Annotated in this window: 7 protein-coding genes; 1 reads left to right on the top strand and 6 read right to left on the bottom strand. The window is 74.0% G+C overall.

Annotation, left to right across the window (positions count from 1 at the left end; genetic code table 11):
* Positions 1–100: 100 nt before the first annotated feature.
* The 6 genes from ACGFSC_RS09630 to ACGFSC_RS09605 form a co-directional block, all read right to left on the bottom strand.
* Positions 101–6,355 (bottom strand): beta-ketoacyl synthase N-terminal-like domain-containing protein, encoded by a 6,255-nt coding sequence (locus ACGFSC_RS09630; RefSeq protein WP_359899705.1) that lies wholly within the window; start codon positions 6,353–6,355, stop codon positions 101–103.
* Between the two features lie 177 nt (positions 6,356–6,532).
* Positions 6,533–9,829 (bottom strand): tetratricopeptide repeat protein, encoded by a 3,297-nt coding sequence (locus ACGFSC_RS09625; protein ID WP_359899707.1) that lies wholly within the window; start codon positions 9,827–9,829, stop codon positions 6,533–6,535.
* 27 nt (positions 9,830–9,856) lie between these two features.
* On the bottom strand, positions 9,857–10,171 hold the full coding sequence (locus ACGFSC_RS09620; protein WP_359899709.1) for a trypco2 family protein: 315 nt from the start codon (positions 10,169–10,171) through the stop codon (positions 9,857–9,859).
* A 185-nt stretch (positions 10,172–10,356) separates the two neighbouring features.
* Complete coding sequence (locus ACGFSC_RS09615; RefSeq protein ID WP_359899711.1) at positions 10,357–12,072, bottom strand: sulfate permease; 1,716 nt, start codon at positions 12,070–12,072, stop codon at positions 10,357–10,359.
* A gap of 28 nt (positions 12,073–12,100) precedes the next feature.
* Positions 12,101–14,866 (bottom strand): HAD-IC family P-type ATPase, encoded by a 2,766-nt coding sequence (locus ACGFSC_RS09610; protein WP_359899713.1) that lies wholly within the window; start codon positions 14,864–14,866, stop codon positions 12,101–12,103.
* A 145-nt stretch (positions 14,867–15,011) separates the two neighbouring features.
* Complete coding sequence (locus ACGFSC_RS09605; RefSeq protein ID WP_359899715.1) at positions 15,012–15,929, bottom strand: polyphosphate kinase 2 family protein; 918 nt, start codon at positions 15,927–15,929, stop codon at positions 15,012–15,014.
* Positions 15,930–16,247: 318 nt separating this feature from the next.
* On the opposite strand from ACGFSC_RS09605, the gene ACGFSC_RS09600 reads away from it, so the two are divergent.
* On the top strand, positions 16,248–16,739 hold the full coding sequence (locus tag ACGFSC_RS09600) for a DUF1269 domain-containing protein (RefSeq protein WP_359899717.1): 492 nt from the start codon (positions 16,248–16,250) through the stop codon (positions 16,737–16,739).
* The last annotated feature ends 53 nt before the right edge of the window (positions 16,740–16,792 follow it).

Genomic DNA, 16,792 nt, shown 5'->3' with positions numbered 1-16,792 from the left:
CATCCGGTTTTTCACGGCGGTACGCCAGCCGACGGCCCGGGTCCGGGTCGGTTCGGCGGGGGTCGGCTCGGGCCGGGGCTGCACGCCGACGGGCGTCCGGTCATTCCGGCTCGGTCGGCAGGGTCCGGGCGAGCCACTCCCGGACGGCCTTCGCCGTCGTGCCCACGTGTTCGTCGAGGATGGAGTAGTGGTCGCCCGGCACGTCGCCGGCCCGCAGCTGCAGGGTCGGGACGGTCGGCTCCGGCTCCTGGCGGTCGAGGAAGATGCGGGCGTAGGCGCCCATGGCGGCGAGGGCGGGCTCGTCGAGCCTGGTGGCGCTGCGGGCGGCCAGTTCGGCGAGCCGGCCCTCGTCGCGGACGGGGTGGGTGTCGAGCAGGACCACCGCCTCGGCGCCGACGCGTTCCGCGACGGCTTGGGCGACCAGCCCGCCGGAGGAGCGGCCCAGGAGCACGACCGGGCGGTCGAGTCGCCCGATCGAGGCGGCGTGGGTCCGGACGAGGCTCTCCACGTCCTCGGGGACGGGGCCGCCGTCGTACCCCGGGTGCGGGAGCAGCCACAGGCCGGGCAGGTGCCGGGCGAGGAGGGCGTACTCCCCGGGGGGAGAGGTGAGGGCGGGGAAGCAGACGACGGCCGGGCCTTCGCCGGCGCTGAGCCGCCGCGGGGCGACGGACGGGAGGGTCGTCGCCGACGGCAGCGCCCAGGAGGCGGAGACGAGCAGGTGCATGGCCTCCTGGGGCCGGCCCAGCTCGCACAGTTTGCGGTACAGGAAGGTGAGCGTCCCCGGGGCCGGTGGTGGGCGCAGCTGCTCGGCGAGGGCCCTGGGGGTGGCGGCGTCGAACACCACCGTGGCGGGGAGGCGCAGGCCGGTCCGTTCCTCCAGTCGGTTGCGCAGTTCGATGGAGGTCAGCGAGTCGAAACCGAGGTCGGGGATCGGGGTGTCCGGGTCCACGTCCGGGTAGCTGAGGACGGCGGCGACCTCGGCGCGCACCATCTCCAGCGTGCCGGCCGGCGGGGTCGGTTCCGGTGTGCTCCGCGGTTCCGGACGGTGCGGGTGGTGGGGCTGGTCGGGGCAGGCGGGCTCGGTCGGACCGTTCGGGTGGTCGAAGGCGATCGGTACCAGGACGGGTTCGTCGGTGCCCAGTGCCGCCTCCAGGAGTGCCAGGCCCTCGGCGGGCGCGAGGGGCAGCAGGCCGGCGGCGGCCGCCCGGTCGGCCATCATGCCGATCGTCCAGGGTCCCCAGGCCAGGGAGAGCGCGGGGAGTCCCAACCGCCGCCGGTGGCGGGCGAGTTCGTCGAGAGAGCTGTTGGCCGCCGCGTAGTTGGCCTGCCCGGCGTGGCCGAGCACACCGGACGCCGAGGAGAACAGCACGAAGGCGTCCAGGTCCCGGTGTGCGGTCAACTCGTGCAGCTGCCAGGCGGCTTCCGCCTTGGGGCGCCACACCGTCGCCAGGCGGGCCGGGGTCATCGACGTCAGGATGCCGTCGTCGAGCACTCCGGCGGTGTGCACGACGGCCCGCAGGTCCTCGATGGAGTCGACCAGTGCGGCCAGCGCCGCCCGGTCGGTGACGTCCAGGCGCGTCTCGCCGCTGCGGCCGGCGACGACGACGCGCACTCCCCTGCCCCGCAGGTGCTCGGCGACCGCCCGGCCCAGTGCGCCGCCGCCGGTGACCAGGACGGTGCCGCGCCAGGTGAAGGTGCCGCCCGGCACGGGGACCAGGTTCGCGCGTTCGGCCACCGTGTCGGTCCGCCCGTCGCCGAGTTCGGCCAGGGTGAACCGGCCCGGGTGCTCCGTCTGCGCGACCCGCACCAGGCCGGCCACCGCCGCTCCCGCCGGATCTCCCGGCCGTACCAGGACGGTGAGGTGCTCGTGGTCGGCCTGCAGTTCCCGCAGTGCGAGCGCCAGGGCGGCGGGGGCGTCGCCGGGCCGCACCTCGTGGACCCGACCGCGCGGCCGGCCCGGGGTCCGCTGCCACTCCGGGCGGAACAGCGCGCCCCGGCCGGCCCCCGGCACGGGGTGGCCGGTCGGACGCGGTCCGGTCGAGCGGGTACCGAGCGGACCGGTGTCGGCCGCAGGGGTACTCGTCGAACGGGGTCCGAGCGCGCGCACGGTGAGTGATTCGACGCAGGCCACCGGCCGGCCCTCGTGGTCGGCGACGGCGATCCGCCCGTCACGGATGCGGACCCGCAGCCCCGTGGCCCCCCGCGCCAGCAGGTGCACCCCGCGCAGGGCGAACGGCACTCCCCCGCCGAGCAGCCGCGCCGGGTGCAGCGCCGCGTCGAGCAGGGCGGGGTGGAGCGCGAAGCGCCCCGCGTCCGGGAAGTCCCCGCGCACCTCGCCGAAGAGGTCGTCGCCGCGGCGCCACACCCTGGACAGCCCGCGGAACGCCGGTCCGTACTCGGCGTGGTCGACGTCGAGTTCCTCGGCCTCCGGCGGGGGCCACGGGCCGATGTCCACCGGCGGCGCGGGGCGGGAGTCCAGCCGGCCGCTGGCACAGAGGACGCCGTTCGCGTGCACCTCGAACGGCCGCACGCCACCGGTCCCGGGACGTACGACGATCTCGGCGCGCCGGGTCTCCGGCAGGAGCATCACCGTGTGCAGGACCAGGTCGTCGACGGTGCCGCAGCCGGCCCGCTCCCCCGCGTACAGCACCATTTCCAGGATCGCCGTGGCGGGCACGACCGCCGTTCCGTCGACGACGTGGTCGAGCAGCCACACGGGGGTGAGGTCGGCGGTGCACACCACCTCCCCGGAACCGGGCACGACGACGGTCGACTCGATCAGGGGGTGCTCGGCGGCGCGGTCGAGCCAGTAGCGCCGGCGCTGGAAGGCGCGGGTGCCCCGCAGCCGGGCCGCCGTCCGCTCGGGGTCGGTGGTGGGGATGACACCCTCGATGCCCTCCACGCCCTCGATGCCCTCCACGCCCTCGATGCCCTCGACGTCCTCCATGCCCTCCAAGTCCCCGACGCCCGGGCCCAGGTCGACGAGGGTGACGCCGTCGACCGCGGCCACCTGCTCGGCGAGGCCGACCGTCTCGTGCCGGCGCCGCAGCCAATGCTCCGGATCGTCCGGGCGGGCGCCGATGACCGGAATGAGCGGCGGGCGGTACGTCAGGGTCCGTGCCGTCTCCGCGAACTCCTCCGGCCCGCGGGCGGTGAGCAGCCTCGCCGCGTCGGGCAGGGACAGGACCCCGGCCACGTGAGCCGCCGCGATCTGCCCGGCGCCGTGCCCGATCAGCGCGTCCGGGCGGTACCCCCAGGACTCCAACAGGCGGAACAGCGCCACCTCGTGGGCGAACAGGGCCGCCCGGGCGAGGTCCGTCCGGTGCGCCGGGTCCGGTGCCGTGTTCAGCACCGGATCCAGCTGGGCGCGCGCCTCCTCGAACGCGGCGGCGAACACCGGGTACTCGGCCGCGAGGTCCCGGGTCGTCCCGCGCTGCCGCGCCCCCTGCCCGGGGAACAGGAACGCCACGCGCAGCTGCTCGTACTCCTCGACGATCACATGCGCGTTGGTCCCCGAGATCCCGAAGGCCGACACCGCGGCCCGGCGCGGACGGTTCTGCGTCGGCCGGGACGCCGACCGGCCCACCGAGCGGGACGCCGGCCGGCCCGTCGGCCAGGGCGTCGGCTCGGTGACCAGCCGGACGGCCCCGGCGGACCAGTCGACGTGCGGGCTGGGCTCGTCGACGTGCAGCGTGGCGGGCACGGTGCGGTGCCGCATCGCCATCACGGTCTTGATCACGCCGGCGACCCCGGCGGCCGCCTGGGTGTGCCCCAGGTTGGACTTGACCGTACCGACCAGGAGCGGCGCCGACCGGTCCCGGTCCTGGCCGTAGGTGGCGAGCAGCGCGGCCGCCTCGATCGGGTCGCCCAGGGCGGTGCCGGTTCCGTGGGCCTCGACCACGTCCACGTCGGCGCCGGTCAGCCCGGCATCGGCCAGCGCCTGCTGGATCACGGCCGCCTGGGCGGGGCCGCTGGGCGCCGTGAGGCCGTTCGACGCCCCGTCCTGGTTGACCGCGGAGCCGCGCAGCAGGGCCAGGATCGGGTGACCGTTGCGCAGCGCGTCGGACACCCGCTCCAGGACCAGCAGCCCCACCCCCTCCGACCAGGCGGTGCCGTCGGCGGCGGCGGAGAACGGCTTGACCCGTCCGTCCGGGGCCAGGCCGCGCTGCCGGCTGAACACGACGAAGCTGTCCGGCGTGGCCATGACGGTCGCGCCGCCCGCCAGGGCCAGGTCGCACCGGCCGTCGCGCAGGGAGTCCGCCGCGAGGTGCATGGCGACCAGCGAGGAGGAGCAGGCGGTGTCCAGGGTGAGCGCCGGGCCGTGCAGTCCCAGGTGGTAGGCGATCCGCCCCGAGGCCACGCTGCCCGCCGCGCCCAGGGCGAGCTGGGCCTGGAGCTGGTGGGCGCTGCCCCGGAAGCGGCCGGCGTAGTCGTTGTACATCAGGCCGACGAAGACGCCGGTGTTGCTGCCGCGCAGCGATTCGGGCGCGATGCCCGTCCGTTCGAACGCCTCCCAGGCCGTCTCCAGCAGCAGTCGCTGCTGCGGGTCGGTGGCCAGGGCCTCGCGCGGCGACATGCGGAAGAACGCCGCGTCGAAGTCGGCCGCGTCCTTGAGGAAGCCGCCGCGGGTGACGTAGCTGGTGCCGATGTGGTCGGGGTCGGGGTGGAACAGGTCGTCCAGGGGCCAGCCCCGGTCGGTGGGGAACTCCGTGATCGTGTCCCGGCCGGCGGCGACCACGCGCCAGAGGTCCTCGGGGCTGCTGATCCCGCCGGGGTAGCGGCAGGCCATGCCCACGATCGCGATCGGCTCGGTGGCCGCGGCCCTGCGGGCGGGCGGTGGCGGGCCGGCGGCCGCGCCCGTGAGGTAGTCGGCCACCGCGCGGGGCGTGGGGTGGTCGAACACCAGGGACGGCGGCAGCGCGACGCCGAGGTCCGCGCCCAGCCGGTCCCGCAGCCGTACGGTGCCGAGCGAGTCCAGGCCGGCTTCGGCGAACGGCTGGTCCGCCCCGGGCGACCGGCCGGTGATCCCCGCGGTCTCCCGCCGGACCACGTCGAGCAGGTACTGGTGGCGCAGCCGCCGCCGCGCCGGTTTGCCCGAGGAGGTCTGCGGGATCCGGCTGACGGGGCGGATCTCCTGCGGCACCCGGTGCGGTGGCAGCAGGCCGCGACAGTAGGCCAGGAGCGCCGCCGGATCCGCGTCGCCCACCACGTAGGCGACCGGTACCTCGCCGAGCACCGCGTCGGGCTCTCCCGCCACGGCCACCTCCCGGACGCCGGGGTGGCGGGCCACGATCTGCTCGATCTCGGCCGGGTGGACGTTCTCCCCGCCCCGGATGATCACGTCGCTCGCCCGCCCGGTCACCACCAGTCGGCCGCCCTCCTCGTGGCCGAGGTCCCCGGTCGCGTGCCACCCGTCGGCGCCGGGCATCCGCACCCGGAGCTCGCCGTCGACGAACCGGGTGTCGATCCCGGGCAGCACCACGCCGTCGACGGCGATCTTCCCGGACGCCTCCGTGCTGCCGTAGCCGTCGTGCAGCTCACGCCCGAACGCGCGGCGGAACCGGTCCCGCAGCTCCTCCGGCAGCGGGGCACCGGCGGACAGGCAGCGCGGCGGCAGCGGCGCCCCGGCGTCCAGGAGCTGGGTGAAGACCGTCGGGACGCCGCCCAGGGCCGTGAACGGCGTCCGGCGCAGCAGGGCGGCCGCCCGGTCCGCGGTGAACCGGTCCATCACGTAGGCGCTCGCGCCCAGGGCCAGCACGCCCACCACGCACATCGAGTGCCCGAACGCGTGGAACAGCGGCAGCGGCCAGAGCAGGTGGTCGTCACCGGACATGCCCAGCTGTCCCCGGTAGGCGAGATCGGCCGACCGCAGCCAGGCCCGCTGCGCCGACAGCACGCCCTTCGGGTCCCCGCCGGTCCCCGACGTGTAGTGCAGCCAGGCGGGCTCGTCCGGTCCGAGGTCGTCCCGCGGCGGCGTACGGGTGGCCCCGAGCAGTTCGTCGACGGTCACCACGCGGGCGCCGGCCACCCGCCGGACCCGCGCCAGGTGCTCGCGGTCGGTGACCAGCACCTCGGCGCCGCTGTCCGCCACCCGGAACCGGAGGTCGTCCTCGCCGCTTCGCGAGTCGAGCAGGACACCGACCGCGGCCGCGCGGGCGACCCCGAGGGTGGCCGTGACGGCGGGCACCCCGCCGGCCAGGCACAGCGCCACCCGGCCGCCGCGCCCGACCCGCAGGTTGCCCGCCACCCGGGCGGTGCGGCGGGCGAGTTCGCCGTAGTCCACCGTGCCGTCGGCGTCGGCGAAGGCGGTCTTGGCCCCGCGATCCGCTGCGTGACGGAGGATCAGTTCATGCACCTTGCACCCCTGTGGTCGGTCACGTGGCCACTCCGTCACGCGGTAACCCGGTAACGCGGCAACGGTGTTCACCGTAGCGAACTCGGAGTCCCGGTCACTGCGCACACCGAGCCCGTGTCTCCCGGCGGCCACCACGACGACGTACGGGAAGGCGAAGCCGCCGACCCCGCGGCCCGATCAGGCTCGCAGGCCCGCGAGTTCGGCCGCGACCGACGGCGCCTCCCGGGCGCCAAGGCTGTCGTACACCGCCAGAGCCTCGCGCAGGCGTCTCTCGGCCGCGTCGACCCGACCCAGGTCGCGCTCGCACCGGCCGGCGCCGAGCAGGGCCGCACCCGTCTGGCGCGGGCTTCCCAGTTCGCGGGCCAGTGCCAGGGCCGACTCGTAGTCGGCCAGCGCGGACGCGGGGTGCGACGGACGCCGCAGTGCGCCCCGGACGTTGAGGGTCTGCGCCTCGCCGTGCCGGTCGCCGATGGCCCGCGCCAGGTCGAGCGCGGCGTCGAGGTCCCGAGCCGCGAGCTCGCGCTCACCAGAGGCCAGCCGGACCTCGGCCCGGGTCCGGAGGGTGTTCCCCTGCCCTCGCCGGTCGCCCAGTTCCTCCGCGATGAGCAGGGAGCCCTCCGCCGCGGTGCCGGCCGGGAAGAGGTCGCCCCGGAGCCGGTGGGCCGCGCTGAGGTGGCGCAGCGCGTGCGACTGGGCCCGCCGGTCGCCCAGTTCCCGGGCGAGGTCCAATGCCTCCTGGTGCGCCAGGGCGGCGGCGGCCGGATCGCCCGCGGACCGGTGCACCGCCCCCAGGTAGTTGAGGCTGTAGACCTGGCCGCGCCGGTCGCCCAGCTCGCGCGAGATCCGCAGCGCCTCGTTCTGCAGGTCGAGCGCCTCGTCGGCCCGGCCGGTCAGCGACCGCAGCACGCCGAGGGCGTGGATGATGTAGGTGCTGCCGCGGCGGTCACGGATCCCGCGGGAGAGCGCGAGGGCCTGTTCGACGAGGCGGGTCCCGGAGTCGTAGTGACCGGTCTGGCGGTGGACTATCCCGAGATTGGCGAGGGCGACGGCCTCGCCCCGCCGGTCGCCGAGGTCGTGGAAGAGTTCGGCGGAGCGGGCGAGTTCCGCCTTGGCCTCGTCGTAGCGACCGACCAGGCGGTGGGCCACGCCGAGGTAGTTGAGGGCACTGGCCTCGCCTGCGCGGTCCCCGTTCTCGCGGAAGATCGGTACGGCCTCGTCGTGGGCGGCGATGGTGGCCGGGTAGTCACCGGTCTGGCCGTGGACCGCGCCGAGGTCGTTCAGCACTCGTGCTTCGAGCCGGCGGTCGCCGACGGCTTGGGCGACGGCCGTCGCGGCGCGCAAGTCGTCCGCCGCGCCCCGGTAGTCGCCGCCCAGGCGCCGCACCAGGGCGAGGTTGGTGAGGGCCTCGATCTGGAGAGTGGGCTGTGCCGACTGCCGGGCGCAATCGGCCGCCGCCGAGTGCAGGGCGACGGCCTGGTCCCAGGGGCCGACGAACCGCAGGAACCCGCTGAGTGCCTGGGCCAGTACGACGACGCGGTCGGGGTGGCCGTGGTCGGCGCAGTACCGAGCACAGGCCAGCAGGTTCGCGATCTCGGTGTCCAGCCAGTCCCGAGCCGCCTGGGCCTCGCGGGCCGTGTCCGCGCCCCCGGGCGCCGCTCCGGGCGCGATGGCGGCGACGGCGGCCACGGCGCGTTCCTCCAGGAACGTGAACAGCCGCTCCCGTGCCGCGTCCCGGTCGGCCGGTTCGTCCTCGTCGGTGAGCAGGCCTGCGTACTCCCGGACGAGGTCGTGCATCCGATAGCGGCCGGGCGCGGACTCGATGAGCAGGTGGTCGTCGTACAGGTGCTCCAGTTCGTCGGCCGCGTCGTCGGGGTCATTGCCGTGCAGTGCGGCGGCGATCTCGGCGTCGCACTCGGTGCCCGGGTTCAGGCTGAGCCGGCGGAAGAGTGCCTGGCGATCCTCGGGCAGCTCCCGGTAGGAGAGTTCGAAGGCCGCCGCGACGGCCACGTTGCCGGCGCGCAGCCGGGAGAGCCGCCGTCTGGCCCTGCCCAGGTCGGCGGCGAGGTGGGCGAAGGACCAAGTGGGGTGGTTGCGCAGGCGGCCGGCGACCAGGCCGACCGCCAGCGGCAGCCGGCCGCAGTGTTCCACGACGGCCGCCGCGGCGGCGGCCTCCGCCCCCTCCGCCGTCCGTCCCGAGCGCCCGCAGAGCATCTCGACGGCCGTCGACTCGTCCAGGATGTCGAGGGACAGCACCACCGTGTCCGGCAGCGCCGCGAGCCGGCGCCGGCTGGTGATCAGCACCAGGGACTCGGCCGCGTTGGGCAGCAGCGGCTCGACCTGACTGTGGTCGACCGCGTCGTCGAGAATGAGCAGTACGCGCTTCGAGGCCATCCGGTCCCGCCACAGGACGGCCCGGGCGTCGATCGTGGACTGGCGGTCGGGGCCGCCGGGGATCAGCTCGGGCGACACTCCGCTTGCCGACAGCAGGGCGACCAGCCCGTCGGCCGGATCCACCGGGGACTGGCCGGGGGTGTGCCCGTGCAGGGGCAGGAACAGCTGTCCGTCCGGGAAGCGGTCGGCCAGCCGGTGGCCGAGGTGGACGGCGAGCGCGGTCTTGCCGACGCCCGGCATCCCGCCGATGGCGTGGATGTCGATGACCCGCCCGGCACCGCTCGCCCCGATGACCGCGTCGCTCAGTCGGGCGAGTTCGCGGTCCCGGCCGACGAAGGCGGAGAGGTCTCGGGGAAGGGTTCGCATGGCTGCCGCCAGTGTCGATCGAATGGCTGACGAATGGTCAGTACCCGAATACGATGACACGTTGATGTCGGCCAGGCCATGTCGGCGGAGGATTTCGGCCACGGCGGCGTCTGCCAGGACGGCGTCGACCGGGACGGCGGCCAGCCGGTCCGCATAGCGCAGCGGGTCCACCACGACCACGGCGAGCAGGGCCGACGGGGCGCCGTCGCGGGCCACGGTGCAGACCGGCCCGCCCGAGATGCCCGCCCAGCCCGATCGCCCGTCCCTCGTCCGGATCGGTGCAGATGCCACGGTGAGCTGGAGTCGTCCGGAGCGGGCCCCGCTGAGCGGATTCACCGTCGCGAGCACCTGGTCGACGTCCCGCCGGCGGCCCGCCATCGCGTCGGGAAACCCGCCGACCTGCACCCGGTGCCCAGGCTCGACGTCCGTGATCCGTGCCCACGCGACCGGCACCGGGGCCGACGGCGGCACCCACAGCGGGTCGACGATCTCCAGCAGCGCGGCGTCGACGCCCTCCTCCGGCCCGTCGTAGCGGATCCACCGCGTCCGGGCCCGTACCGCCCGTTCACTGTCCAGGGCCTGTACCCGGGGCTCGGCGGTGAAAACCTCACCCGACCTCAGGACGTGGGCGGCGGTCAGCACCAACCGGTCGGCGACCAGATAGCCGCTCCCCCTGGACTGTTCGGAGAGCACCTCGACAACCCGGCAGCGGTCCATTCGGCAAGCCCCCGACCCTCCGGCACGTCACCCGAGTTCGGGGTCGGTCCAGCAGGAGGCGACCTCCGCGGCCCGGCCGGTCGTGGTGTCGGTCGGTTGCAGCACGAGCTTGATCCGCTGACCCGAACCGTGGGCCAGCTCCCCCTTCGCCCCGGCCGACACGATGCCCCAGCGCAGGCCCCCGTCCACCGACCCGGTCCGCTTGAGCTCCACGTCGAACTCCAGCTCGATCTGGCCCAGTTCGAACCGGAGCCGCTTCCCGTCGCCCTCGGCCGTCGCCGCGTCCAGTTCGGCGCGCAACTGCTGGATCGCCTCGGCGAGACCGGTCCACGCCGCGTCCACGTTCCTCCCCCGATGCAGAACGTTCCCCTGGCCGGCCTTCACCGCCCCGGTCGAGTGATACCCGTCACCGCCCGGCCGCAACACACAACTTCAGTTCCATGCAGAGTTTTTGACATCGATTCACACCTAACCTTTGCCGGCTCCGAGCGCGACGGGGTGACGGCTGATCGGCCGGCGCCGGCCGATCAGCCGTCGCCCCGGGCCCAAGTGCGGTAGGCGGCCACCGCCGTGGGCAGGGTGGGGAAGATCCGGTCGGCGCCGACGGAGGTGCTCAGGCCGTAGGCGTCGAGTTCGTCGCGCAGGTCCTGCTTGACCCGGGCCAGGGCGAACACGATGCCGCGGGCTTCGAGTTCGAGGCGCAGGGCGTCCAGCGAGTCCAGCGCGGTGATGTCCACCTCGACGTTCGCCTCGGTGTTGAGGACGAACCACCGCACCGGCTCCGGCTGTTCGGCCAGGGCGGCGAGCGCCCGGCGCCGCAGGTTCTCCGCGTTGGCGAAGAACAGCGGGGAGTCGTAGCGGTAGACGAGCAGGCCGGGGACGGTCCGCGCCTCGGGGTAGTCGTCGACGTCGTGCATCCCGGCCACGCCCGGCACCAGGCCGAGCACCGCGTCGTGCGGTCGCGCGACCCGGCTGAGCAGCTCGATCACCGACAGTCCCACCGCGACCAGGACGCCGTAGAGGATGTCCAGGGTCAGCACGCCGGCCATGCATCCGAGCGCCAGCAGCAGTTCGCGGCTCCGGAAGGAGGCCAGCCGACGGAAACCGGCGAGGTCGATCATCCGGAGTGCGGCGAACACGACCAGGGCCCCGAGCACGGCGTCCGGGGTGTCGTGCAGCAACGGGCTGAGGAACAGCAGCACGGCGACCACGCCGAGGCCGGCCGTGAGCGCGTACAGCTGGGTGCGTCCTCCGGCCGACTCGGCGAGCGCGGTACGGCTGGCGCTGCTGCTCACCGGGAAGCCCTGGAAGAAGCCCGCGCCGAGGTTGACCGCGCCGAGGCCCAGCAGTTCCTGGTTGGCGTCCAGCCGCCGTTCCTGCCCCGATCCTTCGAAGGCGCGCGCGGTGAGGATGAAGTCGGTGTAGCCGACCAGGAGGATCCCCAGTGCCGGCAGCAGCAGCCGGTTCAGCTCGGTGAGGTCCGGCAGCACGGGACGGGGCAGCCCGGCCGGGATCTCGCCGATCACGGCGAGGCCGTGGTCCTTGAGCGAGAACGCGGCCGAGACCGCGGTGCCGAGCACGACGGCCAGCAGCGGGCCGGGCAGGCGCGGGAGGAAGCGGGCCGCCAGGAGGAGGAAGAGCAGGGTGGCGGCGCTGAAGGCGACCGTCGGCAGGTGGGCCTCGGTGAGGTTCGACGCGAACGACGTCAGCTGCGGGAAGAACCCCTCTCCCCGCACGTCGATCCCGGTGAGTTTGGACAGCTGGTCCACGATCATGATCAGTGCCACGCCCGCGAGGTAGCCGATCAGCACCGGTCGGGAGAGCAGGTCGGCGACGAAGCCGAGCCTGGCCAGCCAGGCCAGCACGCACAGCAGGCCGACCACCACGGCCAGGCTCGCGGCCAGGACGGCGTAGCGGGCGGTGTCGCCGCCGGCCAGCGGCCCGATCACGGTGGCGGTCATCAGCGCCGTGGTCGACTCGGGCCCGACCGACAGCAGCCGGGACGAGCCGACCAGGGCGTACAGCACGATCGCGGGCAGGATCGCCCACAGCCCGGTGACCGGCGGCAGCCCCGCCACGCTCCCGTACGCCATGACCTGGGGCACCAGGTAGGCCACCACCGTGGCACCGGCCACCAGGTCGCCGCGCAGCCAGTCGCGACGGTAGGAGCGGAGCACCGTGAGTCCCGGCAGCGCCGGCACGACGCGGCGCCGTCGTCGCCCGGGGGGAGCACCGGCGGCCATGGATCTCCTCAAGGGCTCCGGAACGCCGTCACGGACGGGGGCCGACCGTCGCGGCGCCGCGGGCGGCCGCCGTCCCGCCGCCGGCGCCGGACACCCTGCGGGCGACGAACTTGCCCAGTTCCCACAGCAGCAGGAGCGCGACGGCGGCCAGCAGGGCCCAGCCGAACTGCCGGGCGGTGATGTCGGTGGTTCCGAGGAGGCGGTGGAACGCGTCCATCTGGGTGACCAGCACCGCGAGGGCGAACTCGCCGAGGGCCGCCAGGTTCATCTGCTTGCTGTCGAAGGTGCTGACGGTCAGCGCGGAGCCGCGCTCGCTGCGGCATTCGTAGGCCGCCACGATCAGGCAGAGCGCGAAGGCGGTGAACGCGATCGAGTTGCCGGTCCGCGCGCTGTGGTAGTGCGCCTCGCCCAGCTTGGTCAGCCCGAGCAGGGCGACCGTGACGGCCAGCCCGGCGAGCCCGACGGTGATCATCACGGGCCCGGTCAGCACCGTCTCGCCGCGCGGGCGCGGGGTGCGCCGCATCAGGCCGGGGCTCTCCTGGTCGAAGCCCAGGGCGAAGCCGAAGGGGGCGTTGACCACGAAGTGGACCCACAGGACCTGCGCCGGGGTGAACGGCTCGCCCGCGGCGATGTTCAGGAGCGCGGCGCCGAGGAAGGTCAGCACGAACGTCACCAGCAGCACCAGGACGAACCGGATGTACTTGGTGAGGTTGTCGTAGAGCTTCCGGCCCTCCTCGACGGCGTACACGATGGTGGCGAAGTTGTCGTCGGCGAGGACCATGCGGCTCGCGTTCTTCGCCGCGTCGGTGCCGCTGCCCATGGCGATGCCGATGTCGGCGGCCTTGATCGCCGGCGCGTCGTTGACGCCGTCGCCGGTCATGGCGACCACGTCGCCCTTCCGCTTGAGCGTGGCGGCGAGCAGCACCTTGTGCTCGGGCGCGACCCGGCCGAGGACTCCGATGCCGTCGATCCGGGACAGCCGCTCCTGCTCCGGCAGGGCGGCGAAGTCGGCGCCGAGGACGGCCTCCCCGTCGATGCCGAGTTGACGGGCGATGGCCGCTCCGGTGGTGACGTCGTCGCCCGTCACCATGCGGACCCGGATGTGGGCGGCCTGCGCGCTGGCGATCGCGGCCCGTGACTCCTCGCGCGGCGGGTCGACCATGGCCACCAGGCTGGTCATCCGCAGGTCCTCGACGAACGCCAGCAGGTCGCCGTCCGGGTCGAAGTCCGCCGGGTCCAGGTCGCGGACGGCCCCGGCCATCACCCGCAGCCCTTCGCCGCCCATCCGCTCGGTCTGCGCCTGGGCGCGTCCGCCGAGCTCCGCGTCCCAGGGGACGACCACGCCGTTCGAGTCGGCCGAGGAGGCCCGGGCCATGACCGCGGGGGCCGCGCCCTTGACGAAGCACCGCACCACCGCCCGGCCGTCCGCGTCCTTCGCCTCGTTGAAGCTGGCCATCAGCTTGTAGGTGGGGTCGAACGGCAGGGTGGCGAGCCGGGGGAAGCGCTCCCGGGTGGCCTCGATGTCCAGCCCGGCCTTGTGGCAGAGGACGAGCAGCGCGCCCTCGGTCGGGTCGCCGACGACCTCGCCGTCGACCAGTTTCGCGTCGTTGGCGACCAGGTGGGGCAGGACGGCGTCCTCGATGCTCGGGGCGGAGCCCGCGGCGTGGTGGATCCGCCCGTCGAGGCGGTAGCCGGTGCCGGAGACGGTGTAGCGGTCGGCGGGGGTGAGCACCTCGACGACCGTCATCTGGTTCATCGTGAGGGTGCCGGTCTTGTCGGAGTTGATGGCCGAGGTGAAACCGAGGGTCTCGACGGACGGCAGTTCCTTGACGATCGCGTGCCGCTTGGCCAGGTTGAGGCTGCCGACGGAGAGGATGACCTGGCTGACCGTCGGCAGCGCCTCCGGGATCGCCGCGATGGCCAGCGAGACCGCGCTGACGAAGAGGGCGTCCCACGCCTGGTCGCGGCTGCGGCCGAGCGCGAACATCACGACCATGGTCAGGCCGGCCGCCGCCGCGATCCACAGCGTCAGCGTGTTCAGCTCCTTGGTGAGCGGCGACTGCTCCTTCTCGGTGGCCGACAGCATCCCGGAGATCTTGCCCAGTTCGGTGCCGGAGCCCGTCGCGGTGATGACGAGCAGTCCGCTGCCGTGGGTGACCGGGGTGTCCATGAAGGCCATGTTGGTCTGGTCGCCCGGGCCCAGCGCCCCGGCCGGCAGGGTGCCGGTGTCCTTGGCGGCGGGGACGCTCTCGCCGGTCAGCGCCGACTCGTCGATCTGCAGCGCGCTGGCCTCGACGATCCGTCCGTCCGCCGGGACCTCGTCGCCCGCCCTGACGAGCACCACGTCGCCCACGACCAGCTGTTCGGCCGGGATCTGCGCCTCCGTCCCGTCCCGCCGCACGCGCGCGGTGGCCTTCATCATCGACCTCAGCGCGTTCATCGCGCTCTCGGCCTTGCCCTCCTGCCGCAGGCCGACCACGGCGTTGAGCAGCGTCAGGACGATCAGCAGGATCCCGGTGGTCCACTCCTTGATCGCCAGGGAGACCACCGCCGCCGCCAGCAGGATGATCTGCATGTAGCTGCGGTACTGGTCGAGGAAGCGCAGCCAGTCGGGCCTCGACTTCTCCACGGGCAACGCGTTCGGCCCGTTCGCGGCGAGCAGTTCGGCCGCCCGGGCGGCGCTGAGCCCGGTCGCCGGGTCCACCCCGAGCGAGGACGCGACCTCGTGGGGAGGTCGCGCGTACCACGGGTCCGGGGACTCCTGCGGGCCGGACGGCCCAGCCTGCTCCGCCATTCTTCACTCCTCGGGATCCGGGAACGTCCCCCCTTGGACGTCGGTCGGTCCGACGCGTCGACACGGACGGGCCACGTCCGGACGGGCCACGTCCGGACGGGCCACGCGCGAACGGATCACGTCCGGACGGGCCGCGCCGGACGGATCACGTACGGCCGCCCCGGGGGGCCTCCGCCTCCAGCAGGCGCTTGGCCGCGCGCAGGTCCTTGCGGGTCCGCCCGTCGATCGTGGGGAACTGCGGATCGATCCCGATCAGCGTGTGCGCGAGCACCGCCGCCGCGCAGATGCGCGCGAACCACTTGCGGTCGGCCGGTACGACGTACCAGGGCGCCCACGGCGTGCTCGTGGCCGACAGCATGTCGGAGAACGCCTCCTGGTAGTCGTCCCAGTGCTCGCGCTCGCGGATGTCCGCCTCGGAGAACTTCCAGTTCTTCTCGGGCAGGTCGATCCGCGCCAGGAAGCGCTTGCGCTGCTCCTCCTTGGAGAGGTTCAGGAAGATCTTCACCACCTTGAACCCGTTGTCGGTGAGGTAGCGCTCCCAGTCGTTGATCTCCCGGTACCGGCGGTGCCAGACCCCGGGGCCCTTCGCCTCCTCCGGCAGCTTCTGCCGGTCGAGGTTCTCCGGGTGGACGCGCACCACGAGGACCTCCTCGTAGTGCGAACGGTTGAAGATCCCGATGTCCCCGCGCGCCGGGAGCCGCTGCGCGTACCGCCACAGGAAGTCGTGGTCGAGCTCCTCCGTGGAGGGCACCTTGAAGCTGCTCACGTGGACGCCCTGCGGGTTCACCCCGCTCATGACGTGACGGATCGTTCCGTCCTTGCCGCCGGCGTCGAGCGCCTGGAGGCAGAGCAGCACGCCGTAGGTGTCCTGGGCCGCCAGCCGGGCCTGGTACTCCGAGAGCAGCGACACGCCGGTGCGCAGCAGCTCGACGCCCTCGCGCTTCTTCATGCCCGCCTTGTACCGGGGGTCGAAGTCCTCCGCGAGGTCCACCCGCGACCCCGGTTTCACCCGCAGCGGCTTGATGAACTTCGCAATGCGCCTGGCCGTCCGTCCGTCCGACATCGCCTGTACCAGCTCCTCTCGGGTCCGGCGGGCATCAGGAGGCCTGCCGTGGGTCCCGTCCGCGCGGGCGTCCTCGACGCGGCGCGGACCGGGACCGACCAGCACGGAAGAGTGCTACCTGCCACGCTGTGGCCGCCGGTCGGCCGTGTCAATCCGACGGTGTCCTTCCGGGGCGGGCCCACCCGCGCCGGCCGGCCGGGGCGGCCGGCCGGGACGCTCGCGGCCGGTTCGCCCGTCCGGCGTCCGCGTGTGGCAGCGCCCGCGGCCCGTGCCGACGATGGGGCTGCCGGTGCAGTACCCCCGCGATCGGAGGCCGTGATGGCGACCCTGACGGTATGGCGCTTTCCCACCGCGAACGGAGCCGACGAGGCCCTCGCCACACTGAGGAGGCTGGGGCGCCAGGAGCTGATCAAGGTCCAGGACGGAGCGGTGGTCACCTGGCCGGAAGGGGCCAGGAAGCCGAAGACCCGCCATCTGAGCGACATGACCGGCATGGGTGCCGTGGGCGGCGCCTTCTGGGGCTTCTTCCTCGGCATGGTCTTCTTCGTGCCCGTGCTCGGCGCGGCCCTGGGCGCGGCCGGCGGCGCGCTGGGAGGCCACCTCGCCCACGTCGGCATCGACGAGGACTTCGTCAAACGGCTGCGGGAGAAGGTCACCCCCGGCACCTCGGCCCTGTTCGTGCTCAGCTCCGACGCCGTGCTCGACCCGGTCAGGTCGGCGTTCGAGGGCCTGCACGCAGAGCTCCTGGAGACGAACCTCTCCGCGGACGAGGAGGCCCGGCTGCGCGAGGCGTTCACCGAGGGCGAGTGAAACGGCTGACGCACCGTCGGGAACGGCCCTGACCACTCGGGGAATCGAGCAGA

Origin of the sequence: Kitasatospora sp. NPDC048715, assembly GCF_043198905.1 — a bacterium.
GTDB classification, from domain to species: Bacteria; Actinomycetota; Actinomycetes; order Streptomycetales; family Streptomycetaceae; genus Kitasatospora; species Kitasatospora lactacystinica.
This window is presented reverse-complemented; position numbering and strand designations above follow the sequence as displayed.

Coding starts and splice junctions, on each gene's coding strand:
- ACGFSC_RS09625 (WP_359899707.1), bottom strand. CDS start 9,829: ATGGACCGCTGCCGGGTTGTCGAGGTGCTCTCCGAACAGTCCAGGGGG.
- ACGFSC_RS09615 (WP_359899711.1), bottom strand. CDS start 12,072: ATGGCCGCCGGTGCTCCCCCCGGGCGACGACGGCGCCGCGTCGTGCCG.
- ACGFSC_RS09610 (WP_359899713.1), bottom strand. CDS start 14,866: ATGGCGGAGCAGGCTGGGCCGTCCGGCCCGCAGGAGTCCCCGGACCCG.
- ACGFSC_RS09605 (WP_359899715.1), bottom strand. CDS start 15,929: ATGTCGGACGGACGGACGGCCAGGCGCATTGCGAAGTTCATCAAGCCG.
- ACGFSC_RS09600 (WP_359899717.1), top strand. CDS start 16,248: ATGGCGACCCTGACGGTATGGCGCTTTCCCACCGCGAACGGAGCCGAC.